Source organism: Mycobacteroides sp. H003 (assembly GCF_001440135.1).
In the GTDB taxonomy this organism is placed as follows: domain Bacteria; phylum Actinomycetota; class Actinomycetes; order Mycobacteriales; family Mycobacteriaceae; genus Mycobacterium; species Mycobacterium gwanakae.
The window spans coordinates 71,480-96,211 of record NZ_LJYL01000020.1 but is presented as its reverse complement, the minus strand read 5'-3'; the positions used below and the strand labels follow the sequence as shown (position 1 = coordinate 96,211).

General features: G+C 64.6%; 26 protein-coding genes and 1 tRNA gene. 11 read left to right on the top strand and 16 right to left on the bottom strand.

The features are described from left to right. Positions 1-6: 6 nt before the first annotated feature. Entirely contained in the window at positions 7-321 is a 315-nt protein-coding gene (locus AOT87_RS14555) for a hypothetical protein (RefSeq protein ID WP_057968063.1), read from the bottom strand. 89 nt (positions 322-410) lie between these two features. Between AOT87_RS14555 and AOT87_RS14550 the strand changes: the two genes are divergently transcribed. Genes AOT87_RS14550 through AOT87_RS14540 form a run of 3 tightly spaced genes read left to right on the top strand, consistent with a single transcriptional unit; the run spans position 411 to position 2,796 of the window. Then, positions 411-1,478 carry a hypothetical protein gene (locus AOT87_RS14550; RefSeq protein ID WP_057968064.1) on the top strand — a complete coding sequence of 356 codons (1,068 nt, stop codon included), beginning with the start codon at positions 411-413 and terminating at the stop codon, positions 1,476-1,478. After that, on the top strand, positions 1,475-1,735 hold the full coding sequence (locus AOT87_RS14545; protein ID WP_046253436.1) for a DUF5703 family protein: 261 nt from the start codon (positions 1,475-1,477) through the stop codon (positions 1,733-1,735). Before AOT87_RS14550 ends, AOT87_RS14545 begins: the two co-directional genes overlap by 4 nt. After that, positions 1,735-2,796 carry a quinone-dependent dihydroorotate dehydrogenase gene (locus AOT87_RS14540; RefSeq protein ID WP_057968065.1) on the top strand — a complete coding sequence of 354 codons (1,062 nt, stop codon included), beginning with the start codon at positions 1,735-1,737 and terminating at the stop codon, positions 2,794-2,796. The genes AOT87_RS14545 and AOT87_RS14540 overlap by 1 nt, the downstream gene beginning before the upstream one ends. Before the next feature lie 18 nt (positions 2,797-2,814). Here AOT87_RS14540 and AOT87_RS14535 read toward each other — a convergent pair whose 3' ends face one another. Together AOT87_RS14535 and AOT87_RS14530 are read right to left on the bottom strand one after the other, a co-directional pair. Beyond that, complete coding sequence (locus tag AOT87_RS14535) at positions 2,815-3,336, bottom strand: YbhB/YbcL family Raf kinase inhibitor-like protein (protein ID WP_057968066.1); 522 nt, start codon at positions 3,334-3,336, stop codon at positions 2,815-2,817. Positions 3,337-3,362: 26 nt separating this feature from the next. After that, positions 3,363-4,691, bottom strand: a complete 1,329-nt coding sequence (locus tag AOT87_RS14530; RefSeq protein ID WP_198528414.1) for a M20/M25/M40 family metallo-hydrolase — start codon at positions 4,689-4,691, stop codon at positions 3,363-3,365. A 159-nt stretch (positions 4,692-4,850) separates the two neighbouring features. Between AOT87_RS14530 and AOT87_RS14525 the strand changes: the two genes are divergently transcribed. The 3 genes from AOT87_RS14525 (at position 4,851) to AOT87_RS14515 (ending at position 6,892) form a co-directional block, all read left to right on the top strand. Beyond that, positions 4,851-4,936: transfer RNA gene (locus AOT87_RS14525), tRNA-Leu, on the top strand. Between the two features lie 508 nt (positions 4,937-5,444). After that, the gene (locus AOT87_RS14520) at positions 5,445-6,077 is read left to right on the top strand and encodes a TetR family transcriptional regulator (protein ID WP_057969843.1); all 633 of its coding nucleotides are present in this window, start codon (positions 5,445-5,447) and stop codon (positions 6,075-6,077) included. Then, positions 6,074-6,892, top strand: a complete 819-nt coding sequence (locus AOT87_RS14515) for an enoyl-CoA hydratase/isomerase family protein (protein ID WP_057969844.1) — start codon at positions 6,074-6,076, stop codon at positions 6,890-6,892. Before AOT87_RS14520 ends, AOT87_RS14515 begins: the two co-directional genes overlap by 4 nt. Before the next feature lie 101 nt (positions 6,893-6,993). On the opposite strand, the gene AOT87_RS14510 is transcribed toward AOT87_RS14515, so the two are convergent. After that, positions 6,994-7,875, bottom strand: coding sequence for an SDR family NAD(P)-dependent oxidoreductase (locus AOT87_RS14510; protein ID WP_057969845.1), 882 nt, complete (start codon positions 7,873-7,875; stop codon positions 6,994-6,996). Positions 7,876-8,033: 158 nt separating this feature from the next. On the opposite strand from AOT87_RS14510, the gene AOT87_RS14505 reads away from it, so the two are divergent. Beyond that, positions 8,034-8,663 carry a TetR/AcrR family transcriptional regulator gene (locus AOT87_RS14505; protein ID WP_057969857.1) on the top strand — a complete coding sequence of 210 codons (630 nt, stop codon included), beginning with the start codon at positions 8,034-8,036 and terminating at the stop codon, positions 8,661-8,663. A gap of 115 nt (positions 8,664-8,778) precedes the next feature. On the opposite strand, the gene AOT87_RS14500 is transcribed toward AOT87_RS14505, so the two are convergent. Genes AOT87_RS14500 through AOT87_RS14465 form a run of 8 tightly spaced genes read right to left on the bottom strand, consistent with a single transcriptional unit; the run spans position 8,779 to position 17,318 of the window. After that, complete coding sequence (locus tag AOT87_RS14500) at positions 8,779-10,545, bottom strand: long-chain fatty acid--CoA ligase (RefSeq protein WP_057969846.1); 1,767 nt, start codon at positions 10,543-10,545, stop codon at positions 8,779-8,781. An 11-nt stretch (positions 10,546-10,556) separates the two neighbouring features. Next, a complete protein-coding gene (locus tag AOT87_RS14495) occupies positions 10,557-11,393 on the bottom strand; it encodes an SDR family oxidoreductase (protein WP_057969847.1) in 837 nt (278 codons plus the stop codon). Then, positions 11,394-12,956: an aldehyde dehydrogenase family protein gene (locus tag AOT87_RS14490; protein WP_057969858.1), complete on the bottom strand. Its 1,563-nt coding sequence runs from the start codon at positions 12,954-12,956 to the stop codon at positions 11,394-11,396. It lies immediately after the preceding gene. A 12-nt stretch (positions 12,957-12,968) separates the two neighbouring features. Continuing rightward, positions 12,969-13,829 (bottom strand): alpha/beta hydrolase, encoded by an 861-nt coding sequence (locus AOT87_RS14485; RefSeq protein WP_057969848.1) that lies wholly within the window; start codon positions 13,827-13,829, stop codon positions 12,969-12,971. A gap of 4 nt (positions 13,830-13,833) precedes the next feature. Next, positions 13,834-14,721, bottom strand: coding sequence for an SDR family oxidoreductase (locus tag AOT87_RS14480; protein WP_057969849.1), 888 nt, complete (start codon positions 14,719-14,721; stop codon positions 13,834-13,836). Positions 14,722-14,752: 31 nt separating this feature from the next. After that, a complete protein-coding gene (locus AOT87_RS14475; protein WP_057969850.1) occupies positions 14,753-15,187 on the bottom strand; it encodes an SRPBCC family protein in 435 nt (144 codons plus the stop codon). Between the two features lie 50 nt (positions 15,188-15,237). Continuing rightward, positions 15,238-16,449 carry a lipid-transfer protein gene (locus AOT87_RS14470; protein ID WP_057969851.1) on the bottom strand — a complete coding sequence of 404 codons (1,212 nt, stop codon included), beginning with the start codon at positions 16,447-16,449 and terminating at the stop codon, positions 15,238-15,240. Positions 16,450-16,463: 14 nt separating this feature from the next. Beyond that, a complete protein-coding gene (locus AOT87_RS14465; protein WP_057969852.1) occupies positions 16,464-17,318 on the bottom strand; it encodes a MaoC/PaaZ C-terminal domain-containing protein in 855 nt (284 codons plus the stop codon). A gap of 162 nt (positions 17,319-17,480) precedes the next feature. Between AOT87_RS14465 and AOT87_RS14460 the strand changes: the two genes are divergently transcribed. Beyond that, positions 17,481-18,491, top strand: a complete 1,011-nt coding sequence (locus tag AOT87_RS14460) for an AraC family transcriptional regulator (protein WP_081343175.1) — start codon at positions 17,481-17,483, stop codon at positions 18,489-18,491. On the opposite strand, the gene AOT87_RS14455 is transcribed toward AOT87_RS14460, so the two are convergent. Both AOT87_RS14455 and AOT87_RS14450 read right to left on the bottom strand, forming a co-directional pair. Then, positions 18,488-19,612, bottom strand: a complete 1,125-nt coding sequence (locus AOT87_RS14455) for a CaiB/BaiF CoA-transferase family protein (RefSeq protein ID WP_057969853.1) — start codon at positions 19,610-19,612, stop codon at positions 18,488-18,490. The two genes, AOT87_RS14460 and AOT87_RS14455, sit on opposite strands and share 4 nt — an antisense overlap. Next, positions 19,609-20,754, bottom strand: coding sequence for an acyl-CoA dehydrogenase family protein (locus tag AOT87_RS14450; protein WP_165589962.1), 1,146 nt, complete (start codon positions 20,752-20,754; stop codon positions 19,609-19,611). The genes AOT87_RS14455 and AOT87_RS14450 overlap by 4 nt, the downstream gene beginning before the upstream one ends. 142 nt (positions 20,755-20,896) lie before the next feature. Between AOT87_RS14450 and AOT87_RS14440 the strand changes: the two genes are divergently transcribed. After that, entirely contained in the window at positions 20,897-21,772 is an 876-nt protein-coding gene (locus AOT87_RS14440) for a DNA-3-methyladenine glycosylase (RefSeq protein WP_070953808.1), read from the top strand. A gap of 77 nt (positions 21,773-21,849) precedes the next feature. Here AOT87_RS14440 and AOT87_RS14435 read toward each other — a convergent pair whose 3' ends face one another. Beyond that, positions 21,850-22,398, bottom strand: a complete 549-nt coding sequence (locus AOT87_RS14435) for a TetR/AcrR family transcriptional regulator (protein WP_057969196.1) — start codon at positions 22,396-22,398, stop codon at positions 21,850-21,852. 175 nt (positions 22,399-22,573) lie between these two features. Here AOT87_RS14435 and AOT87_RS14430 point away from each other — a divergent pair, with 175 nt between their 5' ends. Both AOT87_RS14430 and AOT87_RS14425 read left to right on the top strand, forming a co-directional pair. Continuing rightward, positions 22,574-23,143: a carboxymuconolactone decarboxylase family protein gene (locus AOT87_RS14430; RefSeq protein WP_057964678.1), complete on the top strand. Its 570-nt coding sequence runs from the start codon at positions 22,574-22,576 to the stop codon at positions 23,141-23,143. Continuing rightward, on the top strand, positions 23,140-24,114 hold the full coding sequence (locus AOT87_RS14425; RefSeq protein WP_057964677.1) for an MBL fold metallo-hydrolase: 975 nt from the start codon (positions 23,140-23,142) through the stop codon (positions 24,112-24,114). Before AOT87_RS14430 ends, AOT87_RS14425 begins: the two co-directional genes overlap by 4 nt. Before the next feature lie 14 nt (positions 24,115-24,128). Here the strand turns inward: AOT87_RS14425 and AOT87_RS14420 are convergent, their stop codons facing one another. Continuing rightward, a complete protein-coding gene (locus AOT87_RS14420; RefSeq protein WP_057964676.1) occupies positions 24,129-24,731 on the bottom strand; it encodes a M15 family metallopeptidase in 603 nt (200 codons plus the stop codon). Between the last annotated feature and the right edge of the window lies 1 nt (position 24,732).

Genomic DNA, 24,732 nt, shown 5'->3' with positions numbered 1-24,732 from the left:
ATCGCCCTAGCCGGCCAGCAGCCGGGCGAGGCGGCTGATGCTCACCGGCTGCGCGTCGGCGACCAGATCACGCACCGCCGCAACGATGCTGCGTTCATCGGTGACATCGATATCGGTGATCGGACGGGTTCCCACCGCCACCACATCGCTGTCATCGGGAACCAGCTCGGTAAGGAAGGCTCGGTAGATCTCGACACGCAGCAACGAATCCTCGATGCGGAAAGCGAAGCTACGACCATCGCCCACCTCACCAAATCCATTCGCGTGCACGCCCGTCACGAGGACCTCGACGGTGAAGACCGGACTGTCGGCAAGCGTCATAGCCCTCACGATAGCCCCCAGCTACCGACTGCTAGCACCGAACGCGCCGAGAAAGTCATCTCCTGCCCGGCAACCCCAGGTCGATTGCGATGATGGACGCAATGAATCATCTACCGGTCCGCGCCATGCGCGGTATAAGGGGCACTGCCGCCGCGCTAACAGCCGTCATCACGGTGGTCACGGGTGCCGTATCGGGCTGCTCATCTGGCGATGATGCCGGCAATCCCGCCGATCCAGCCGTCATCACCCCGGCCTCCGCGGCACAGTCACCCCCCGTTGTGACGGCACCGGCCGGAACGGTGCACCGATTCACCGGCCGATCCCACGCCGTGTTGTTCGACACGTCGACCAACACAGTGTCAGTTCTGACCGAAGACGGCCGGACAGTGACCGTGTTCACTCGAGACAACCTCGATGCACCCCGTCACACGGTCGCGCTGCCCTCGCCGGCAACCGCCGCCGTTGGCGATGACCACGGCACGCTGTACCTGGCCACCGCGGGCGGCTACTTCACCGTCGACATCGCCTCGGGACGCGTGGACAAAATCGACATCCCGGGCGACGGAGCGACCGAGTTCTCGGCCATCACCCGTCGTCCCGACGGCCGGATCGTGCTGGGCAGCACCAACGGCTCGGTCTACACCCTCGATGCCCAGAACCGGGTGGCCGCTCGCGCAAAGGGCTTCGCCCATATCGATTCCCTTGCCTACCAAGGCAACACCGTCGCCGTGCTAGACCGCGCGCAGAGCTCGGTAACCACCCTGACCCAAGCCGGGGACGGCACCGCGCATGCCCTCCGGGCAGGCGAGGGGGCGACAACAATGCTCGCCGACGACAAGGGGCGTCTGTTGGTGGCCGATACCCGCGGCGGCGCTCTGCTGGTATTCGGGCTCGCCGATTCGCTCATCCTGCGCCAGCGCTACCCGGTTTCCGGCGCCCCCTACGGGCTGGCGTACTCCCCCAAGCTCATCTGGGTGTCGCAGACGGCGTCCAACACGGTTGTTGGCTACGATTTATCTACCGGCATCCCCGAGGAAAGGGCCCGATTCGCGACTGTGCGGCAACCTAATTCACTGGTCAGCGACGGATCCACGCTGTTTGTGGCATCCGGCGCGGGCGACGGGTTACAGGCGATCGATATCAGGAGCGCGGCATGAGCCGCGCCGCGCGCAGCAGCTTTCCCTCGGGCTGGGAGAGCGAACCCGATGACGAGTACGACTACTACCCACTGCGGCTGCCTCCGGAAATCACCAGGATCACCGCATCACTCCGGCTCTCGATTCAGGCCGAGTTCGGCGGCTGGGAGCTGACCCGGGTGCGGCTCTATACCGATGGAAGTCGCCGGGTCCTACTACGCCGCAAGAAGATACGCGGCAATGTGGTCGGCGGACCGTTCACGGCCCCGGTGATGTGATGCTGTACTCCATCCTATTGCGGCTGTTTTTCGTGGTGCCGCCCGAACGGGTACATACCCTGGTGTTCGCATCGTTGCGTGCCGCGGCGGCCTTCGCTCCGACGCGCCGGCTGATGAATCGTCTGTGCGCGCCGTCCGATCCCATCCTGGCCAGCGAGGTATTCGGGGTGCACTTCCCCGCTCCCATGGGTTTGGCCGCGGGATTCGACAAGGACGGCGAGGGCCTCAAGGTGTGGGGTCCGCTCGGCTTCGGCTATGCCGAGGTGGGCACGGTGACCGCGATCGCCCAACCGGGCAATCCGAAGCCCCGGCTCTTCCGGCTCGCCGCCGACCGTGGCCTGCTCAACCGGATGGGCTTCAACAACCACGGTGCGGCAGCACTCGCGCCCCGGTTGGCGACGCGAAAGGCCTCGGTGCCCATTGGCGCCAACATCGGCAAATCGAAGATCGTGGAGGCCGCCTTCGCATCCTCGGACTACCGGGTCAGCGCACGATTGGTGGGGCCCGCCGCCGACTTCCTGGTGGTCAACGTGAGCTCCCCCAACACCCCTGGGCTACGCGACCTGCAAGCCATCGGCGAGCTGCGCAAGATCCTTTCGGCGGTGCTGGAGGAGACCACCACCCCGGTGCTCGTAAAGATCGCCCCCGATCTCTCCGATGCCGATATCGACGAGATCGCAGATTTAGCAGCGGAACTGGGCCTGGCCGGGATCGTCGCCACCAACACCACCATCAGCCGTGCGCGCTTGAAGACGCCGGGCGTCGAAGGCCTGGGCGCCGGCGGCGTTTCCGGGCCACCGGTAGCCAACCGATCCCTCGAAGTGCTGCGACGGCTACACCGGCGAGTGGGAGACCGTCTGGTGCTGATCAGCGTCGGCGGCATCGAGGATGCCGACGACGCCTGGGCACGGATCACCGCCGGGGCTTCACTGCTGCAGGGTTACACCGGCTTCATCTACCGGGGTGGCTTCTACGCCAAGCGGATTCACGACGGGATCGCCCAACACCTGCGCGACGGCGGGTTCGGCAGCCTGCACGAGGCGGTTGGCTCCGCCTCCTAGCCGACCCCCGCGAGGCAGCTAGCGCTGCTCGTAGGTGCCGTGGATGACAGCGCGGGCGATCGCATGCCCAAACAGGTTGAAGCCCAGATACGCCGGAGTGGCACTCTCCGGCAGCTCCAGCTTCGGCACGCCCACGGCGTGCACGGCGATGTAATACCGGTGCGGTCCGTGACCGGCGGGCGGTGCCGCACCGATGTACCGCTTGAGGCTCGCGTCATTGGCCAACGTAATCGCATCCCCCGGCAAGTCGCTTCCGTTGCCCACACCGGCGGGCAGCTGCGTCGTCGTGGCGGGCAGGTTCGCCACCGCCCAGTGCCAAAAACCTGAACCGGTGGGGGCGTCGGGGTCGTACACCGTGACGGCGAAGCTCTGCGTTTCCTCGGGGAATCCGGACCAGCTCAGCTCGGGCGAAACGTCCTGTCCCCCAGCGCCCATGATCCCACTCACCTGCTCGATGCCGAGTGGCTGTCCATCGGTGACGCTGGCAGATGTCAGGGTGAAGGTCGGCAGCTGCGGCAAGGAATCGTACGGAGAGGCCATCTGGGCGTCCTTTCAGTCGGTCGTAATCAGTGGTTGAGCAGGAAGTGCTGAAGAACCTTGGTACCGAAAGTCAATGCGTCGACCGGCACGCGCTCGTCGACACCATGGAACAACGAAGCGAAATCCAGTTCGGGCGGCAGCTTCAGCGGCGCGAAACCGAAGCATCGAATACCCAACCGGGCGAATGCCTTTGCATCAGTACCGCCGGACAGCATGTACGGCACCGTGCGGGCCTCTGGATCGAATTCGAGCACCGCGGCATTCATCGCATCGACAAGGTCACCGTCGAACGTTGTCTCGTAGGCGGGGAGTAACTGCACCCATTCGCGTTCGACGTCGGGCCCGATGATCTCGTCGACCTCACGCTCGAAAGCCTCCAGCCGTCCGGGCAGCACCCGGCAATCGATGACGGCCTCGGCGGTCGCCGGAATGACATTCGCCTTGTAGCCGGCCTTGAGCATGGTCGGGTTGGCGGTATCACGCAGGGTCGCGCCGACAATCTTGCCGATCGAGCCCAGCTTGGCGACGGTGCCCTCCAGATCCGGTGAGTCCGGGTCGAAGTCGTAACCGGTCTCCTCGGCGACCGCGGCAAGGAACTGCGTGACCGCTTCGGTCAGCACCAGCGGGAACCGGTGCCGACCAAGCTTGGCGACGGCTTCGGCGACCGCCGTAACGGCATTGTCCTCATGCACCATGGAGCCGTGGCCGGCCCGCGCCTTGGCGGTCAACCGCATCCACGCGATGCCCTTCTCCGCCGTCTCCAGCAGGTACAGACGCCGCTCACCGCCTTCCTTGCGTGGCACGGTGAGCGAGAAGCCGCCCACCTCTCCGATGGCCTCGGTGACACCCTCGAACAGGTCGGGGCGATTGTCGACGAGCCACTGAGAGCCCCATTTGCCGCCGTTTTCCTCGTCCGAGACGAAGGCCCAGATCAGATCCCGCGGTGGGACCGTCCCTGATCGTTTGAGGTACCGGGCGATGGCCACCATCATGCCGACCATGTCCTTCATATCGACGGCGCCGCGTCCCCACACGTAGCCGTCGGTCACCGCCCCGGAGAAGGGATGCACGCTCCAGTCGGCGGCTTCGGCGGGAACCACATCCAAATGACCGTGGATGAGCAAGGCGCCACGATCCGGATTCGCCCCGGGAAGCCGTGCGAAGAGGTTTCCACGGCCGGGCGCACCCGCCTCGACGTATTCACAGGTGTATCCGACCTCTTCCAGCTGCTGCTGGATCCACCGGGCGCATTCGGCCTCGCCCTTGGTGGTCTCCAGCTCTCCGGTGTTAGAGGTGTCGAAACGGATCAGCGTGCTGACCAGTTCGACGACCTCATCCTCGGGCGCCGGTTTCACAGAAGTCACAACTACCTTTCCTACCATTGTCGGGAGCTGAGCACCGGTCGCCAGGTACCGGGCGTCAACGCGTCTGCCGCCGGTTTGGGCTCTGTACAGTGTTTCCGCTAGCCTGTGACGGCAGCCAACGGGCCTAGTGGCCCGGATTGCAGCAGGATTGTCCGAGTGGCGGAATGGCAGACGCGCTAGCTTGAGGTGCTAGTGCCCTATTAACGGGCGTGGGGGTTCAAGTCCCCCCTCGGACACAAAGCAATTAGCTGGATGCGTGCAAAAATCCACTTCGAAAACAAATCGGAGTGGATTTTTGCATTTGCCAGTGTCGGGTCACCGCCGACATGCCCACACAGCCAAGGTCTGCTGCGCAAGGGCGACTACGCCAAGTCCGGACTCGGGGCTGGAATCCGGGCGCGTCCTCAGCCCGTCAACAGGCCACTCAGCCCGCAAGCCAAAGGGGCCCACGAGAAAGCCAGTGAGGTGATCAAGGAGTTCAAAGCAGCGAAAGACCAACTGCCGCAAGCGCGCCCAGCCGCATCGTCAGAACCGAGCTGTCACTAGCGGCGCTCGTGCTCGTCAACGTCGTTATCAGTTCGCCAATTGGCCGCGGCGCCGCCGGCAGGGCCGTTCTTTTCGAGCGTCACGCGTCATCCGCTTCAGCCACTCACTGGCTGCGAGGCCCAAGCAGCCCGCGGATCCACCAACTGAATGCGTTATATATTTACCAGTCGACTGAAAAATATGTGCTAAGTTCGCGACATGTACGCGACGCAGCCGGCAACTCGGCGCACCCATGCCGAACGACGCGAAGCAACCCGTCTCGCGCTGCTCGACGCCGCGGTTGCCTGCCTGATCGAGGACGGGTACACGGCGCTGACCACGCGTAAGGTCGCCGAACGCGCCGGTGTTTCGCAAGGCGCCCAGCAGCACTACTTCCGTGGTCGCGCCGAACTGATCGTGGAGGCCGTCGGGCACCTGGCGACCCGCCTGGCCACTCAGGCGCGTGATGAGGTCCGCGATCACACGAACGAAGGTGACCGCTTCGCCGCGCTACTCGACCACGTGTGGGCAATCCACACCGGCCCCGCATTCCAGGCCGCAACCGAATTGTGGTCAGCGGCCCGCACCGACGCCGACCTGCGAGGGCCGGTCGAAGATCTCGGACGGGCCCTCGACCGCCAACTCGGCCAGATCGCCTCCGAGATGCTGCCCACGCTCCTCGGCGACGACACTGGGCGCACCCTTCTCGACCTATCCCTCGCCTCCGCACGCGGTCTGGCGATGCGGCGGCTCCCCGGACTCGAAACCACCGTCGACCGCCGGTGGCAGGCCACCCGCGCATTTCTGCTCACCGATTACCAGATCCACATCGACGACAGGACAACCCGATGACCACCGCCACCGCTCAAAACACCGATCCGGTGCTCCTCGAAAAACATGGCCCGGTGACCGTCGTGACGCTGAATCGTCCCGACAAGCTCAACGCTCTCACCGACGACCTGAGCAGATCGCTACTGCAGACGCTGCATCAACTGGCCGATGACGAGCACTGCCGCGCCGTCGTGCTCACCGGCGCCGGCCGCGCGTTCTGTGCCGGGCTGGACTTGATCGCGGGACTCGACCCCGGCGGCAACAAGGGGCCCGTCCAAAGCCGTCACCATGCCCTCACCCGCGCCGCCGAGACGTTTGTGACACTCCGCGAAATCCCGCAACCGGTCATCGCGGCCGTCCACGGCCACGCCGTCGGCGCCGGCCTCGCCCTCTCCGCGATGGCGGACATCAGGATTGCCGACACGACCGCCCGCTTCAACCCGGCCTTCACCCGCCTCGGGTTCTCGGGCGGCGATCTCGGCGCCTCCTGGTGGCTGCCGCGCCTCATCGGATTCTCCAACGCGGCCGAAATCCTCTACACCGCTGTGTCATTCGACGCCGAAGAGGCCCATCGCCTGGGGCTCGCCTCACGCGTCGTCGACGAAGGAACCGACGTGGCCACCGCCATCGAACTCGCCACCCAGATCGCCACCAACGCCCCGTTCGGCGTCAGCCAAACCAAGGACCTGCTCAACAGCGCCATCGGCATCGGCGACCTCCGCCAACACCTAAGCACCGAGGCTCGCGCCCAAGTCCTGTGCTCGCTCACCAGCGACGCCGGCGAAGGCATCGCCGCAACATTGCAGCGCCGCACACCGGCGTTCACGAACACCTGACATAGCCGCGCCGGTGATGTGGGCACCGTCGGACGAACCGACGTATCTGCTCAGATCAGTGCTTGAAAGCTGCAGGTTGGCAAACCTGGTCTCGGTAGATTTCAGACTTGTCCGCCAACGAGCCGGACGCTGGTGTCGCGCAAACGCTGTTGTAGCGCTGGGTCTTTGGGGCCGACGGTCACGGCAATGGGCTTCATTTTCGGGCCGAAGAATTCGCCGTTCACACTGGCTGCGGCAGGGTCGGTGGCCAGCCATACCGGCGTGATGGCCGCGGTGGCCGGGCTCAGTAGCAGGGTCTTACGCAACAACGGCTTGAGCCAGCGGCTGTCGACCGCCCGGAGCAGGAAGCTGTTGGCCTCGTTCTGCCGGATGTTGGTCTCGACCATGCCGGGCATGACGCCCGTGACCACCACGCCGAAGCCGCCGAGCCGCGCGGCCAGGTCCTGGGTCCAGACATCGTTTGCGGCCTGAGATTGCGTGAAGGTTTTCAAGGGAGTCAGGTTCGGGATGCCGGGCAGGCTCTCGAAGTCGAACTCGAGCTTGTTCATCCCGGCGCCGGCAATGATCACGATGCGCGCCCGCGCTTTGATGAGGGCCGGGAGCAGCCGCTCGGTGAGCAGGAATCGGGCCAGATAGTTGATGGCGAAGTTCTTCTCGATGCCGTCGTCGTTGAGTCCGTGCCGGATCTCGAGGATTCCGGCTGAGTGGACCAGGATCTCGATCTCGTCGGTGTCGGCGAGGATCGTTTCCGATAGGGCCCGCACCTGTGTCAGCACCGCGAGGTCGGTGGCGACGAACCGCACATCGCCATCGGCACGCAATTCCTCTTCTGCCACAGCGCCTTTGGCCTCGTCGCGGCCAATGATCCAGACCCGCTTGCCTCTGCGGGCCAACTCGCGGGCCACTTCTTTGCCGATGCCGTCGGTGCCGCCGGTCACGATCGACAGGGGCCGGCGCCCGGCGCTGGTGTTCGGGATGGTCATGTCAATGCCTCGCCTTCTCTGGAGTGGTTCCGGCGTACCTCCACAGCGCATTTCCGCATGCGGCGGGCAGCTCGCCATAACCGGTGGAGATTCCTCCGCTTATCGATAACGTAGCATAAACGGTGACAATGCCTCCGCTTAGTCGGATTCCCGAGGAGATGAGTGAAGTGAGCAAGACGCTGCCCGAGCGCCCGCGGCGAGCGGACGCGGTACGCAATCGCGCGCGACTGCTCCTCGCCGCCGATGAGGTGTTCGCCGAGCGGGGCCTGGGCGTCACCCTTGATGACGTGGCGCACTACGCGGGGGTCGGCGTGGGCACGGTCTATCGGCACTTTCCCGGCAAGGACGAGTTGATCGACGCGGTGTTCGAACAGAACTTCTCCGCGATGGCCGACGCCGCCGAGGAAGCCACCGCCGGGGATGACCCCTGGCACGCGTTTGCGCAGTACCTCGAGTTCGCGTGCGAAAAGATGGCCGGCAGTCGCGGCATGACCGAAGTTCTGTATCGCAGCGGCTGTCAGCGAGCGCAAGCCCAGAGCCACCGCATCGAAGCGGCCGTGGCAAAACTCGTCCAACGCGCCCACGACAGCGGCGTGTTACGGCCCGACGCACAACCCGACGATTTCTTCGCCATCGTCTTCAGTGTCGGCGCCTTGGCCGATGTCACCCGCCAAAGCAACCCCAACGCGTGGCGCCGCCATCTGGCGCTACTGCTCGGCGGGCTCAATAACGACCGTCGCCCTAGGCGACCCTTACCTGCCACATCCCCAACAGGGTCGGCGAACTGATGGCTGCAATCCATGGTGATGCGACGACGTCATCCGAAACGAGGCACCCAATAGCAGCGCCCCCAGAGGTATTCGCGAGCACCCACTCGGTCAAAGTGACTGAGCCGAACACCGGCTAGGAATACATCTGCTCGATCACGTCGCGGTAACCGACCGAGATCGGCTTGCGCTTGAGCTTGTTCGTCGGCGTCAGGTATTCGCCGCCGGGCTCCCACGTATCGGACACGATGGTGAACTTCTTGATCTGTTCCACCCGAGACAATTTGGCGTTCGCGGCGTCGACCCCCGCAGCGATTATCTGCCGGATGACACCGTCCGTGGCGAGCGCCTCGACCGCCCCGTCCGGCAACCCGTGCTTGGCGGCGTGCGCGGCAGCCACCTCCGGATCCAAACAGATCAGCGCGGTGTTGTAAGGACGCGCATCACCGATGGCAGCCACCGACCCGACCAACGCACAGTTCGCCGCCACCATGTTCTCGATATTCGTCGGCGACATGTTCTTGCCTGCCGCATTGATGATTAGCTCCTTCTTGCGATCCACGATCGACAGGAAGCCCTCACCGTCGATCGATCCGATGTCGCCGGTGTGCAGCCATCCATCGGAATCGATTGTTTCACTGGTTTTTTCAGCGTCTTTGCGATAACCGCGCATCACCATGGGGCCGCGCACCAACACTTCGCCGTCGTCGGCGATGCGCAGTTCAGCTCCCGGCACGGGCAGACCGACCGTGCCGATCTTGATGCGCCCGGGACGACCCACCGTCACCGCGGCAGTGCATTCGGACATCCCCCAGCCCTCGCACAGCGGCACGCCCAGTCCGAGGATGAATTCGTGCACGTCTGGCGGGATGGGCGCGGCACCGGTGACGGCGATCCGCACCTGATCCATGCCAAGTTGCGCGCGGACTTTCGAGAGCACCAGCCTGTCGGCGAGTTGGTACCGGATCGCACCGATGACGCCGGGCTGGCGGCCGGCCGTTTCGGTGCGGGCTTTCGCCTGCCCAGTCGCGAAGGCCCACCGCGCCAGGTTCCGCTTCACCGTGTTGGGTTCCTCGGCCATCCGCTGCTCCAGTGCCGCCTTGAGCTTCACCCAGACCCGTGGCACCCCGAGGAACCCGGTAGGGCGAATGTCGGTCAACGCGGCGAGCACCTGTTTGACGTCGGGGACCGTGGTGACTGTGACGCCATGGAGCAGGTTGGTGTAATGCGCGAACCAGCGGTTAGCGGCGTGGGCATCCGGGAGGTAGGAGATCACCCGATCCGACGAGCTGATGCCGCCGAAATCGTCGGTGATGCGCGCGTTCTCGATGAAATTCAGGTGGGTGAGCTCGACGCCTTTCGGCGGGCCGGTGGTGCCCGAGGTGTAGACGATGGTCAGCAGGTCCGTCGGCTGTACGGCCCGCCAGGTGGCGTCGAAATCGAAGTCAGGGGCCCGCGTCGCCTCAAGCGTGGCCAGACTGATCGCCTCGTCAGCTTCGCCATCGACACAGATCACCTGCTCGACCTTGCCACCTTGCCCCGACGCTGCGAGAACTGTTGGCAGAAACTGTTTCTCGCAGATGACAATGCGATTTCCCGCATTCTCGAACTGGTACGCGAGCACCTCCGCAGGATTGGTGTTGTATACCGAGAACGGAGTCGCACCGGTGTGCAACACCGCGGTGTCGCACACGTGGAACTCCGGCCGGTTGGTCAGCATCAGCGCGACCGTGTCACCGGGCACCACGCCCAGCGCCGCCAGACCGGACGCGATGGCGCGCACCCTCTCGGTGTACTGCCGCCAGGTGAGAGTCGTAGCGCCGTCAGCGCTACGGATCGCAATGGCATCGGGACGGCGTGCGGCCACCGACTGGAATGCCTCGACCAACGTACGTATCGTCATCGGAATCACTTTCACGCTTGACCGCGAGCGCGGTCCTCGTACGCCTTGCGCGCGGTGTTGTCCACCTTGTCGGTGAAGATGTGCTCGCCACCGAACAACCGGTTCAGTTCCTCGCCGAGGATGCGCGGCAGGAACTTCTGCGCCCCGATCAGTACACCGGCCAGTCGCGTCACGCGGACCTTCGGACGCGGGTTGATGATGAGGCCGACGATCGCATTCGCGATATCGGACGGTTCGGCGTTCTTGATGCCGCGAATACCGGTCGTGCCCGAAGTGAGTTCGGTGTTGACGAACGACGGCAGCACCGACGAGAACGCCACACCGGTCTTTCGGTTCTCCAGACGGACGGCGTCGGTGAACGAGAGCACCGCGGACTTGCTGGCACAGTAGGTGGCGAGTCCGGGCGTGTAGGTCTCACCGGCGAGCGAGGCCACATTGATCACGTGGCCCGCCGAGCGCGGAATCATCTGCTGCGCAGCGAGTTTCGTACCGATGATCACGCCGTAGACGTTGATGTCGAGCATCCGGCGGGTCACCGCGTCCGGCTCGTCGGCCAGCAGGCCGACCGGCATGACGCCGGCGTTGTTGATCAGCACGTCGAGCGGGCCGAGTTCGCGTTCGACATCATCGAGGAACGTGGTGAACGAGGCGAGGTCAGTCACGTCCAGTTTGCTTGCAAATACATCGATGTCGGCGCCGGACTGCTTGACCGTCAGCTCGTCGACGTCGCCGATCGCGACCTTCGCGCCGAGACCACGCAACATCGAGGCGGTGGCGAACCCGATACCACGAGCGCCTCCGGTAATGGCTATCACCTTGCCGCGCAAAATATCCGAACGATCTGACATCTAGCCTTCTCCTTTGGTGAGACCAATGCGTTGCAGGCCCTGTGCCCCGAATGCGCGCAGAGCGCCGTAGACGAGCCGGATGCGCGTCTTCGAGTACGGAAACCACATGGGTTCGTCGATCACCGTCGGCAGTCGCGGCTCGGTGACAGCGGTCTGCCGGCAGTACTTGCGTACCCCGGCGGCACCGCCCCAGCGCGACCCGACCCCGGACTGCTTCCAGCCGCCCATCGGCAGCGCAAAACTGAACAGATTGGCGATGACGTCGTTGATGTTGACGGCGCCAGCGTCGAGCCGGCGGGCCACCGCCTGTCCGCGGGCCTTGTCGCGGGTCCAGACCGATGCCGACAACCCGTAGCGGGAGTCGTTCGCGAGCCGGATCGCTTCGTCCTCGTCGGCGACCTTGATCACCGGAATGGTCGGACCGAACGTCTCTTCCTGGATGCACGCCATCGTGTGGTCGACGTCGACGAGCACGGTCGGCTCGAAGAAGGTACCGACACCGGTCGGCTTGCCACCGATCGTCACCCGCGCGCCGGCGGCCGTCGCCTCGTCGATATGTCGCCGCACGATGTCGAGCTGGTTGGCATTGGCCATCGGGCCTATCTCGAATCGGAAGTCCCTGCCGTCCTGACCTTGACGCAATCGCCCTACCCACTCGGTGAGCTTCGTGACGAACTCGTCGTACACCGGAGCCTCGACGTAGACGCGCTCGACCGACACACAGGTCTGGCCCGCGTTGAACAACGCACCCCACGCGATGCCATGTGCGGCGCGGTCGAGATCGGCATCGGCGAGGACCAGCGCCGGATCCTTGCCGCCCAATTCGAGGCTGTACGGCTTGAGCTGTTCGATGCACTGTCGTGCCACGGCTTTTCCGGTCCCCGTCGAACCGGTGAACTGGACATAGTCGACCGCGTCGACCACGGCCGCACCCGTCTCGCCGCGACCGGTCACCACCGCGAAGACCTTCGGCGCGCCGATCTCCGCCCAGCCGCGCGCGAGTTCCACCGCGCTCAGCGGGGTCACCTCCGAGGGTTTCAGCAGCACGGCGGCACCGGCCATCAGCGCCGGTGGAATATCCAGGCCCGGCATGGCGAGCGGAAAGTTCCACGGCGTGATGATGCCGACCAGCGGATAGGGGCGGAACACGGTCGTGAGTTTCTTGGTCCAGCCGATGGGACTGTGCGGGTTGGGCCGCTCGTCGGCCAGACGCTTGCCGGCAGTGCGGGCGAAGTAATTGATCAGGTCCACCCACGCCGGTACTTCGAACTCCGCGTCGGCTCGCGGCTTACCGGTCTCGGCCTGCAGGACATCGGCGATGTGCGCCGAGTGGTCGAGCAGCCATGCTTGCAGCTCGAACAGCCAGCGCGCACGACCCTTCGGCCCCAAGGCTTCCCATTCGGGCTGCGCCTCGCGCAGTGCGCGCGCAGTATCTCCGACCGATGCGGCAGATTCGTCCGAAACGCTGCCGACGATCCGGCCGTCGGCGGGGTTATGCACGGCGATGCGTGGCAGTCCGGCAGGTTCCGTCGCGGTGGCCGTCCGGCTATTGCGACTGTCCATAATCTTGTCCATTCACGCGGGGCGGCAATCACGGCGCGTTGCCATGACCAATTCTCTTGCCAGAGAGCAAATCTCGTTCGGAGCGTCAAGCTGCGGGCAGTGGCCCGCCTTGTCGAGCACGACCAGTCGGCTACCGGGCGTAGCCAGGTGCCAACCTTCACTCGAGGCGAATGCGACGAGTCGATCGCGGCGTCCGTGCACGAAGACCGCGGGACAAGAAACACCCACAACCGCAGGCTCGGCATCGACCGCAAATTTCATCGATGTGGCCCGTTCGAGCAATTCCCGGGCACCGCGGCGGCTGTACACCTGTGTACTAAGAATCCGCACCAACTCCGGATCAAGCCTGGATCGGTCACCATAGAGAAGGTAACCGGCGAGCATGTCGGCACCGCATCTGCGGATCCATCTGGGTGCACTGATGCCCGCCCCCCAGGTAAGCCAGCGCCCGTCGCCGACGAACGCCGCACGGACCAACGCCGTCCACCCCAGACCCGGCGTCGCCGTCGACACGATGCCACTGATCGGTAGCCGCATCGGCGACGCAGCCGCACGGACGGCCAGGTATGCGCCGAGGGAATTGCCGACCAGCACCACGGGTGCCTGCTGGCTGTGCGCAGCGACCACCGCGGCGACGAACCGATCGCCCTGGGGCAGCCACGCACTGGACGCGGCCAGATCGGCGGCGCCGAAGCCGGGCAGATCGACGGCAACTGCCGCCTGGCCGGCTTCGGCGAGCCGATTGAGGACAGGCCGCCATGCGTCGGCGGGATGGCCGAACCCGTGCAACAGCACGACGGTGGGGCCATCCCCCTCGACGAACAACTCTCGCGTGCCCACTCCGTCGTGGACCGTGCGTCGTTCGTTGATCACGCGATCAAACCTGCTCTGCCCATTTGTCCAGCTGGTTGGGTAGCTCGTCGAGCAGCCACGGCCCGTCGACCTCAACGGTTTCCACCGACGTCCACCCCTTGAGCAGGGTGATGGCGCCGCCCTGGACCGCCAGGACCTTCCCAGTGAGCGGGCACTTCTCATCGGCCAGATACGCGACCACCGGAGCGATGTTGGCAGGACTGAATGCGTCGAATTCTCCCTCGGGAATCTCTTCGAGGAACATCGCATTCATGCCGGGGGTGGCCAGCGTCAGGCGGGTCCGGGCGACCGGCGCGATCGCATTGACCCGCACCCCGTACCGCTCGAGCTCCATCGCCGCGACCTCGGTGATCGCGGCGATACCCGCCTTGGCGGCACCGTAGTTGGACTGGCCAGCATTGGGCATGAAGGTCCCCGATGCCGACGCGGTGTTGATCACCGCGGCGTTGACCGGGTCCCCGGCCTTGGACTGTGCCTTCCAGTAGCCCGCCGCGTGCCGCAGCACAGCGAAATGGCCCTTGAGGTGCACGGCGATGACGCTGTCCCACTGCCCCTCATCCATCGACGCGACGAAGCCGTCCCGCAGGATGCCAGCGTTGTTCACGACGATATCGAGACCACCGAACTCCGCGATGGCTTGCTCGACGAGGTTTTTCGCGCCGTCCCAGGTGGCGATGTTGTCGGTGCTGGCAACGGCCTTGCCACCAGCGGCGACTATTTCGTTCGCCACTTCCTGGGCGGGACCGGCATCGGCACCGGCGCCCTCGTTCGAGCCGCCGAGGTCGTTGACGACGACACTCGCGCCCAGCTTGGCAAGCAGCAGCGCGTGCTCACGGCCGATGCCGCGACCGGCGCCGGTGACGAGGGCAACCCTGTTCTCCATTGAACCCATGTGAGTTCCCTTCTGAAAGTCGATGATTGGGTCAAACAGCCAGAGCGGCGAGCTTCTCCAGCGAGGCTGCGATTTCCTTGTTCGAAGCGCGCTCGATGGCGCCGCCGATGGCACCGACCATCATCTGGCTGACGAACTCAGCGGCGACGGTCACGATGGAGGCGTCCGCACCCTTAGGCTCGACCTTCAGGCTGAAACTGATCTTCGCGCCCGCCATACCCGTGCCCGAGAATCTCGTCGAGTTCGGGGCGTCATATTCATCGACGGTGAAATCGATGGTGTTGGCCATACCCATGATGGTCAGCACCTCGCTCATGGTCGCACCCTGAGAAAGGGCCGACGGCGGGGCTGTCTTCCACTTGGTGTGCAGGGTGAGCCACTCTTCGAACCGGGCCGGGGCGGATAAGATTGCCCACACCTTCTCCTGCGGTGCGGCGATCTCCAGGGATCCTTTGGCGTTTGCCATTTTCTGACTACTCCTTTTCTTGTACTGAATGTGTTGCTGGATAGCAGGAATCAGCGGTCAGCTGATTTGTAGGCGGTGACCACGGCCGAACCGCCCAGACCAATGTTGTGCTGTAGGGCGACACCCGATCTACGGGCAGCGCCCTCGACCTGACGCTTATCGGCGGTGCCGCGCAGCTGCCAGGTCAGTTCGGCGCACTGCGCTAGACCGGTGGCACCCAAAGGGTGCCCCTTCGAAATCAGTCCACCCGACGGGTTGACCACCCAACGGCCGCCATAGGTGGTGTCGCCGTTATCGATGAGCTTGTGTCCCTCGCCCTCGGCCGCCAGGCCCAATGCCTCGTAGGTGAGCAGTTCGTTCGGGGCAAAGCAGTCGTGCAGTTCGATCACATCGATGTCATCAGGGGTGATCTGGGCCTGCTCGTAGACACGGTTCGCCGCGGTCCGACTCATATCGGCACCGACCAGGGTCGCCATGCTCTGGCTCTCGAACGTCCCGGGAGTATCCGTGACGAGGGCCTGTCCGACGATTTCCACTGCCTGAGAAGCCAAGTCATACTTCTCGACGAAGCCCTCACTGACGACGATGGCCGCACCCGAACCATCGGAGGTCGGCGAGCACATCGGACGGGTGAGTTGGCCCGGGGCGTAGATCATCTTCGCGTCGACGATCTGCTGCTCCGTATACACGTCCTGGAACTGCGAGTATGGGTTGTGCACAGAGTGGGCATGGTTCTTGACCGCGATCCGAGCGAAGTGCTCCGGGGTCGATCCGTACTTCTGGTTGTGCTCGACACCGGCAGCGCCGAACATCCACGGCGCGACCGGGAAGGCGAACTCCTGCAGTTCGGCCATCGCCTCCAGGTGCTTCTGCATCGGCTGCTCGCGGTCGTCGTAGGTCGAACCGAGCGAACCCGGCTGCATCTTCTCGAACCCGATGGCCAGCGTGCAGTCCGCCAGTCCACCGCGAATCGCTTGTGCGGCAAGGAACAACGCACTCGATCCCGTCGAACAGTTGCTGTTGACGTTGAACACGGGGATCCCAGTCAGGCCGAGGCTGTAGACCGCGCGGTGACCCGAGCACGACTCGCCGTAGCAGAAGCCCGCGTAGGCCTGCTCGACCAGGTCGTAAGCGATACCGGCGTCCTCGAGAGCCTTCGTACCGGACTCTTGGGCCATCGCCGGGTAGTCCCAGCCTTCCCGGCGCCCCGGCTTCTCGAACTTGGTCAAGCCGACGCCGACCACAAATACCCTCTTACTCATAGCTTTTTACCTTCCTAGGAGATTTCGGCCAGGCCGTCGGTGATCACGAACTTGCCGGCCTTCTCGTCGCCGGCGGTCTCGAATGCGTAGCTACCGCCACCCGTATTCCAGAACGTGGTGGTGATGGTCTCCTTCGGCAGCGCGGGCTTGCTGAGCCGGACCGCGAGCCGCCGCAACCGGGTGGGGTCCTCGGGACTGACCTGTGACAGCAATGCATGCGAGGTGAACGCGATGGTGCACAGACCGTGAATGATGATGCCCGGCAACCCCATAGCCTTGGCAAAGTCGTCGTCCAGGTGGATCGGCATCGGGTCGCCAGCGGGATCGCTGTAGCGGAACGTCTGATCCTCGTCGAAAGTCTGCACCGAGGTAAACGCCGGTTCGCTATCACGCAGGGCCGCGTCGAAGGTGTGCTCCGGGCTCTTCTCACCGAACGAACCTTCGAATCTGCCGCCCCGGAAGAATCCGATGAAGTACTGCTCGTTCACCAGTTCGTCGTTGGAGTCCCGCGTTTCGAGCAATGTCGTGACGACAACACCGGAGTCTTTGCCCTCGATGCCGACCGGCTTCGCGCGAACGGTGAGAACCTCACCGGGCACGATCGGGCGGTGGAAGCGGAAGTCGTGCTCGCCGTGCAAGATCCGCAACATCAAGTCGTCGGGCACCACGCTCATCGTCGCGTCGGCCATGATCGCGGTGACCGGAACGACCGCGAACACCGGCGGCGCGTAGGTGCCGTCCAGATGTGCGGCGATCGGATCGTTGGTCGCCTTTGCGTAAGCGATGGTCTGAAGTGGCTCGACCTTGAATTCCTGTTCGTCGCCCCACTGATCGAGGCGGTCGAGGTGGAAATCTTCGTTGGTAGCCATGCACGCTCCTTGCGCGTCGTCGGGCGATCTGGTTTTGACGCTACGGTTACGCCGCCCGCCCGACGATGACCGAACTTCTCGCCTTCTTGACCGAACCGCTCGCGATGACGAGGCCGCTCCCCCGGGTTCCTTCCCACTCCCTTTCCGGAGTAGCTTCAGCACGTGCCCCCCGCCGACCTGACGACCGCCTATACGATCCCGATTCAGCGGGTGCAGGCGTTTGTCGGCCTGGCCCTGCACTGGGGCTGGGATATCGAAGCGATGTTGGGTTCCGCCGGAATTTCACCGATGCTGCTTGCCGAGGGCCGCTCCCGCGTCACCACAGAACAAGCCAGCGCGCTCTTTCGCCGACTGTGGCGCGAAACCGATGACGAACTGCTCGGACTCGGCCTGGATCCGGTGCCACGCGGCACCTTTCGGCTGCTGTGTTTCGCGATAGTCAACGCGCCGGATCTGGGGGCGGCACTGCGGCGGTTCGAAGATGTCAATCGGGCAGTACCGGGCATTCCGCCCGTCGCGATCACGGTCGACGGTGACGCTGCCCGGCTGTCAATCGACGTGACAACGATCCAGCGGCCGGTCGACCTGCTGATCGACACCCTGCTCGCCATCACCCATCGATTTATGAGTTGGGCAGTCGGCAAGCGGATACCGCTGCGTCAGGTCGAAGTGCCCTATGACGCACGTCCGGAGGTCGACGACTACGACCTCATCTTCGATGCGCCCGTAGTGTTTTCGGCTGCGCGGCCGGCGCTGGTGTTCGACAGTGCCAAACTGTCCGCACTGATCGTTCGCGATGACGCGTCGCTGGATACTTTTCTGCGTGGCGCACCGGCCAGTGTGCTGTCCTACCGTGGACACACGGCCTCGACCTCGAACCAGGTGCGGCGCCTGCTCGAACGGGGCTTGTCGGGCGGCTGGCTCAGCGCCGAGGAGGTCGCCGCGGAACTGGCTATGAGCCCGCAGACCCTCCGCCGAAAACTTCGTGAGGAAGACACGTCGCCGCGCGAAATCAAGGAGCAGATTCTGCGCGATGCCGCGATCGCGAGCCTGGTGCGCGGCGACGAAACCGTCGCCGCGCTGTCCCGTCGGCTCGGATTCTCCGAACCGAGTGCCTTTTCCCGGGCGTTCCGCCGGTGGACCGGCAGTCCGCCCGGGTCCTACCAGAGCTAGCCGAGCAGCCGCGCGATCTGGCTGTCGGAAACCATCCAGTCGGACAACAGCTTTCGCACTGTCGATTCATCCGCTGTCTGCGGTTCCGGGTGCGCTGCCGGGGTACGGCTGAACCGCGGCGCCGGCGCCGGCTGGCGGACGCCGTTGACCTCGATGAAGGCATCGCGAATCTGGTTGTGCGCATGCTCATGCGCCTCCCAGGGACTGAGTACCGGGGTCACACACGCGTCGGAGTCGGTGAACACGGCGGCCCACTCGTCGCGGGTGCGCTCCTTGAACTTGGCTCCGATGACCGCTTTGAGCTGCGGCCAGCCCGTCGGGTCAAGCTGGAACGGCAAGTCGGGGTCGTCGATGCCGAGTGCCGCCAAAAGCTGCATGTAGAAAGGGAATTCGACACAGCCGACGGCCACGTACCGGCCGTCGGCGCATTCGTAGGTGTCGTAGAACGGTGCGCCGCCGTCAAGTGCGTTCTCACCCCGGGGCTGGTTCCACAACCCGACAGCATGCATTCCGTGCATGAATGCGGTGTACAGGCTCGCACCGTCAACCATGGCCGCGTCGATGACCTGGCCCTTGCCGGACCGTTCGCGTTCGTACAGCGCGGCGAGGACTCCCATGGCCAGCAGCATGCCGCCACCGGCGAAGTCACCGATGATGTTTCCCGGCGGCACGGGGCGCTCACCGGGGCGGCCGATCAGCTCGAGCGCTCCGGTCAGGGCGATGTAGTTGATGTCATGGCCCGCGGTGCTGGCCAGCGGCCCCTGCTGACCCCAACCGGTCATCCGGCCGTAAATCAAACGCGGGTTGTGCTTTTCGAGCTCTTCGGGTCCGATACCCAAGCGTTCGGCGACACCCGGGCGGAACCCCTCGACGAACACATCGGCCTTGGCCACCAAGGCAAGCAGCGTCCCAACATCCTCGGGGTCTTTGAGATTCAGCGCGATCGTGTGCTTGCCCCGGTCGAGCGGACCGTCAGGAGGGGTCAGGCCGTCACCCGGCGTGCCGGCCCGCTCGACGCGCAATACGTCCGCTCCAAGGTCCGCCAGCACCATGCAGCCGAACGGCGCCGGCGCGAGACCGGCGAGTTCGACGACCTTGATGCCCGAAAGTGGCCCCGTCACAGTGACTTCGCAATGATCGTCTTCATGATCTCGTTGGTGCCGCCGTACACCTTCTGGATACGCGAGTCGGCATACAGCCTGGCGATCGGGTACTCCTGCATGTAGCCATAGCCGCCGAACAACTGCAGGCATTCGTCGGCCACCTTGACCTGCTGGTCGGTCAGCCACCATTTCGCCTTCGCGGCCGTCGGCACATCCAATTCGCCGGCGAGGTGCTTGACCACGCACTCGTCCAGGAAGCTCCAGGCGACGGACTTGACGGTGTCGCTCTCGGCGAGCACGAACTGCGTGTTCTGGAACTTGAAGATCGGGCGGCCGAACGCCTCACGCTCCTTGGTGTAGGTCAGCGTCACGTCGACGGTCTTCTCGATCGACGCTGCCGCGATGACCGCCAGCACCAATCGCTCCTGCGGCAACTGCTGCATCAACTGGATGAAGCCGAGACCTTCGACCGCGCCAACGAGATTAGACTGCGGGACCCGGACGTCATCGAAGAACAGCTCACAGGTGTCCTGACCGTGCTGGCCGATCTTCTCCAGATTGCGTCCGCGCCGGAAACCCTCACGGTGGGCCTCGACCAGGATCAGCGACACACTGTCCACCCCGCGACCTTCCGGATCCGTCTTCGCCGCGACCACAACAAGATCCGCGGTCTGGCCGTTCGAGATGAACGTCTTCGCACCGCTGATCACATAGTCGTCGCCGTCCTTGACCGCCTTGGTCTTGATCGCCTGCAGATCCGAGCCGGTGCCAGGCTCGGTCATCGCGATGGCGCTGACGACCTCACCCGAGGCCATCTTCGGCAACCACGTGGTCTTCTGTTCCTCGGTGCCGTACGAGCTCAGGTAGTGCGCGATGATCGCGCTGTGCAGCACCCCGCCGAAACTCGGTGCCATTGCACGGATCTGCTCGATCGCTACAACGGCCTCGTGTGCGAACGTACCGCCACCGCCGCCGTACTCCTCGGGGATACTCAAACACAACAGGCCGAGTTCGCCCGCCTTGCGCCAGACATCGCGATCGACCTGCTGCTGCCGGCCCCAACGCTCCTCGTTGGGAGCGCACTCCTTCTCGAAGAACCGGCGCGCCAGATCGGCAAGCGCGTCAAGGTCCTTGTCCATCCACGATGATCGGTGCAACACCACAGCAGAGCTCCTTCGATCGCAACTGTTGCAATCGACGCTACGGCGGCCGGCCGGCGGCGCCCATGACTCAACCGACCACAACCGTGACCGAACTGCTCGCAGCGGCTACCGAGGCGATGGCGTTGTCAGAGCGGTACCAATGCCACTACGACGGCGCGCAGGGCCATCGCCTTCCGGTGCCTTGATACACAGCGTTCAGCGGCTGGCCTTCCCCGCCGACGACGGGCGCACCATCATCGGCTGCGCCGTGCGGCAGAAGGAGACGGCCGGACACGACTCCGCCCCCGTCCACGCCGACTACATCCGCCTCACCGACGACAACACCACGACGACACGATCAGCCACCGGCGCCGTACGAGCACAGATCGCCCGCATCCTGTCCCTAGACATTGATGCCACCCACTTCCCCGCACTCGGCAAGAGCGATTCGGTCGTCGCTAACCTTCAGGCCGAGTTCCCTGGCCTGCGGCCGGTCTTGTTCTACTCCCCGTACGAGGCCGCGGCCTGGACGATCATCGGCAATCGAATCCGCATGGAGCAGGCCGCCCGCATCAAGGACCGCATCGCCAAAGAGTACGGCCACAGCATCGACGTTGCCGGTCGAAAGCTGCATGCCTTTCCCACTCCGGACCAATTGCGCTGCATCACAGTGGTTCCCGGCCTGACAGCCACCAAGATCGCCCGCTTGCACGCACTCGCCTATGCCACCGAAGACGGGCTCCTCGACCCGACCCGCCTCCGCGACCAGCCCCCCGAACTCTCCCTCTCCGAGCTGAAGAAACTCCCCGGCATCGGCACATTCTCCGCCGAGCTGATCCTCATCCGCGGCGTCGGACACCCCGATGTGTTCCCCACCGCAGAACCCCGCGTCGCCAAAGCCATGGCCGCGGCCTACGGCCTCGACCCAGCCACCGCGCACGATCTCCCGCGCTTGAGCGCTATCGCCGAGACCTGGCGCCCGTACCGCAGCTGGGTCACCCTGCTCCTGCGCACCCACGCACAGGAGTCGGCTTAAGAAACCGGTGCCGCCCCTCACGGCTGATCTCACACCCCGGCCAACACCGTGTTCAAAGTGGCGGAATGGCAGACACACTAGCCACCGCGCGACGTCAGATTGATCAACGGCAGATAGACCGTGTCGAACAGCACCGCAAGCTTGTCGCCGTCAAACGGCTTGCGGGTGAAGAACAATTCGTGGCGCATCAGCGCGAGCATGCTGGTCGCCACAGGCAGCGGAATGTGTTCCGGACCAATCTCACCGCGCTCGCGGGCCTCCGCCAATGCCTGCAGCACCGTTTGGTCGACCCATCCGGCAATTGCCGTGGTCATTTCTTCGGCCAACTCGTCGTCGGCCTCCGCCAATAGGCAGCGATAGTTCCCAATCCCGATGCGCTGCAGCTCCCGGAGCAAGGCCCCCAACAGTGCCAATACGTCTTCACGCAGGGAGCTGGCCGACGCGAGCCGGGTAGGTGGGTATCGCAGTGTCGGCAGCGCGTCGGCGACCATGTGCGCGCGTGATCGGTAACGGCGGTACAGCACCGGCTTGCTGGTCTTGGCTCGACGGGCCACCCCCTCAAAAGTGACCCCGGAGTATCCGTGCTCCTTCAGCTCCGCATACGTCGCGTCGCGGATTGCCGACATCAGCGCTTCGTCCCGCCGCCGTGTGCCGCCATCGGCCGGCGACGTTTCTGCGCTTTCCTTCACGCCTCCGGTAGACACGTTGCGTATCTTACGCGTGATACGATCGATCCATACAAGATACGATCCGTTTCTTATTGCACGGCCCTCGCCAGGACTGCCCGAGGAAAGGAAATCCATGAGCGTCGTTCTACCGACGGTGGCCGATTTGAGCCCCGCGCAACGGGAAGCATTCGAGCTGTTCCCCGCCAATCTGACCCGGGGCCTGGTGATGACGAAAAACAGTGCCAAGCCCTATCTCACACTGGGCCTCTCCTTCAGGGACGGCGGATTGTCCCCCGAGACCAGAGAATTGGTCATCTTGCGGGTCGGAGCGGTCACGCGCGCGCAGTACGAGATACACCACCATGCTCCCGAGGCACAGCGAGTCGGAGTGCCGACCGGGGTGATCGACGCGGTGGTGTCCGGAGCAGACTCGTTCGGCGATGAGCGCCTCGCTGCGCTCATCGGTTTCGTCGACGAACTCCTTGCCGGGATCGCGGGCCCACCCGCAAATACCGACGCCGTCCAGAAGTTCTACTCAGACAACGAAATCGCCGAAATCGTTTTGCTCACCGGGCATTACGTGATGACAGCACTCTTCCTCAAGACGCTGGGCATCACCGCCGACGGCGAGGATGCGACGCAGGACATCCTCACGACCGCCACGAACACATTGCGTGCAGAAGAAGGGCAGGAACTGATATGACACAGGACTGTGCGTTCCACAAGGGACTCGTCCAACTCGGCGGAGGCGCACACGTTTTCCTCTCCGGCGACGAGGGTTTCGGGCTCGCCAACGCGGGTCTGGTGGTCAGCGATGGCGAATCACTGGTCGTGGACACCCTTTACGATGTGCGGCACGCGCAGGAGATGCGTGATGCGTTCGGGCAGCACACCGCCAGCGCCCCGGTGCGATACGTATTCAACACGCACACCGACGGCGACCACTTCTTCGGTAACCAGGTATTCGCCAACGATGTCGAGATCATCGCCACCGAAGCCGCCAGTGCGCTCATGGTGCAAGAGCACGCCGATCTGACCGCCGAGCTCCTGGGCGGCAGCGCCGACCCGTCATCAGATATGCACGTGTTGGCCCCACTGGCCAAGCCCTTCCGCTTCGATGAAGTACGCGTCCGTCCCGCGGACACCACTTTCTCGGGCGAGAGGGCGCTTCGGGTGGGCAAGCTCGACGTCGAGTTGCACGAGCTCGGTCCGGCCCACACCGTCGGAGACGCGATCGCCTTCCTCCCCGAACACAAGGTGCTTTTCTCCGGTGACCTACTGACCCACGGCATCGTGAAAGTCGTCTGGTCGGGTTCGATCCCCAACTGGATCGCCGCGCTGGAGCGTATCCGCGCCTTTGGCGCCAAAACCGTTGTGCCCGGTCATGGTCCAGTGCTGGTCGGGGGCGAGATCGACGCGGCCATCGATCGCGGCATCGCGTTCTGGTCAGATTTACACGAGCAAGCGAACCGTCTCTACGACCAGGGCACCCCCGTCGAGGACGCGACAGCCCGCATGGACGTCACGAAATATCCTGAAGCGGCGGTCACCCTGCCGATCATCGTCGCGGCCATCTACCACGAACGCGACCCCGAAATCCCTTTCCAAAGCCTCACCCAGGCACTGGAATCCATCTCAGGACAGCTCACCAAGGCCGCAGCCGGCCCGAAGTAGAAGCGAGTCTGGGGTCAGCCTGCCGCGTTGGTACGCAGCGGCGGGCATTGCCCTTCGGCATCCGCGGTGAGCTCGTAGTGCCACTTCTCGTTGGCGAAGACCTGGCACAGGCCGAATTGCGTGCTGTGCGCCAGCATCCACCCGTAGGCCGATGCGGGGCCGATATCGACGGCCTTGCCCTGCACATGATGCGATTCGTCGGGAGTGGCCACCCACTGCCGTGCTACCGCCAGGCTTCCGTATGTCTGTACCGCGTCATCGAGTAACTGCTGCTGGAAAGCCCGCGACCGCCAGCCCGACGTGATCACAAGTGTCACACCGTCGGCCGCCGCGCTATTGGCGGCATCCTGGACAGCGCGCAGCAGCGGAGGGTCCAGCCTGATGACCGCTAGCGACGTGGTGTCGAATGGGCTTACCGGAGCGGACAATGCTCCCCCGTCCGGCTCCTCACCCAGCGTGCCGGACGAAGGAGGCTGCGGGACGGTCGTCTGGGCCGTCACCAAGACAATGCCGGCCACCGCATCCGAGTGTCCACCCGCAGCGGGCTCGGCGGCGTGGCATGCCGACAGTGCGAGCGTCGCGGCGATGGCCACGCCCACGACAGCGCTACGCGACATC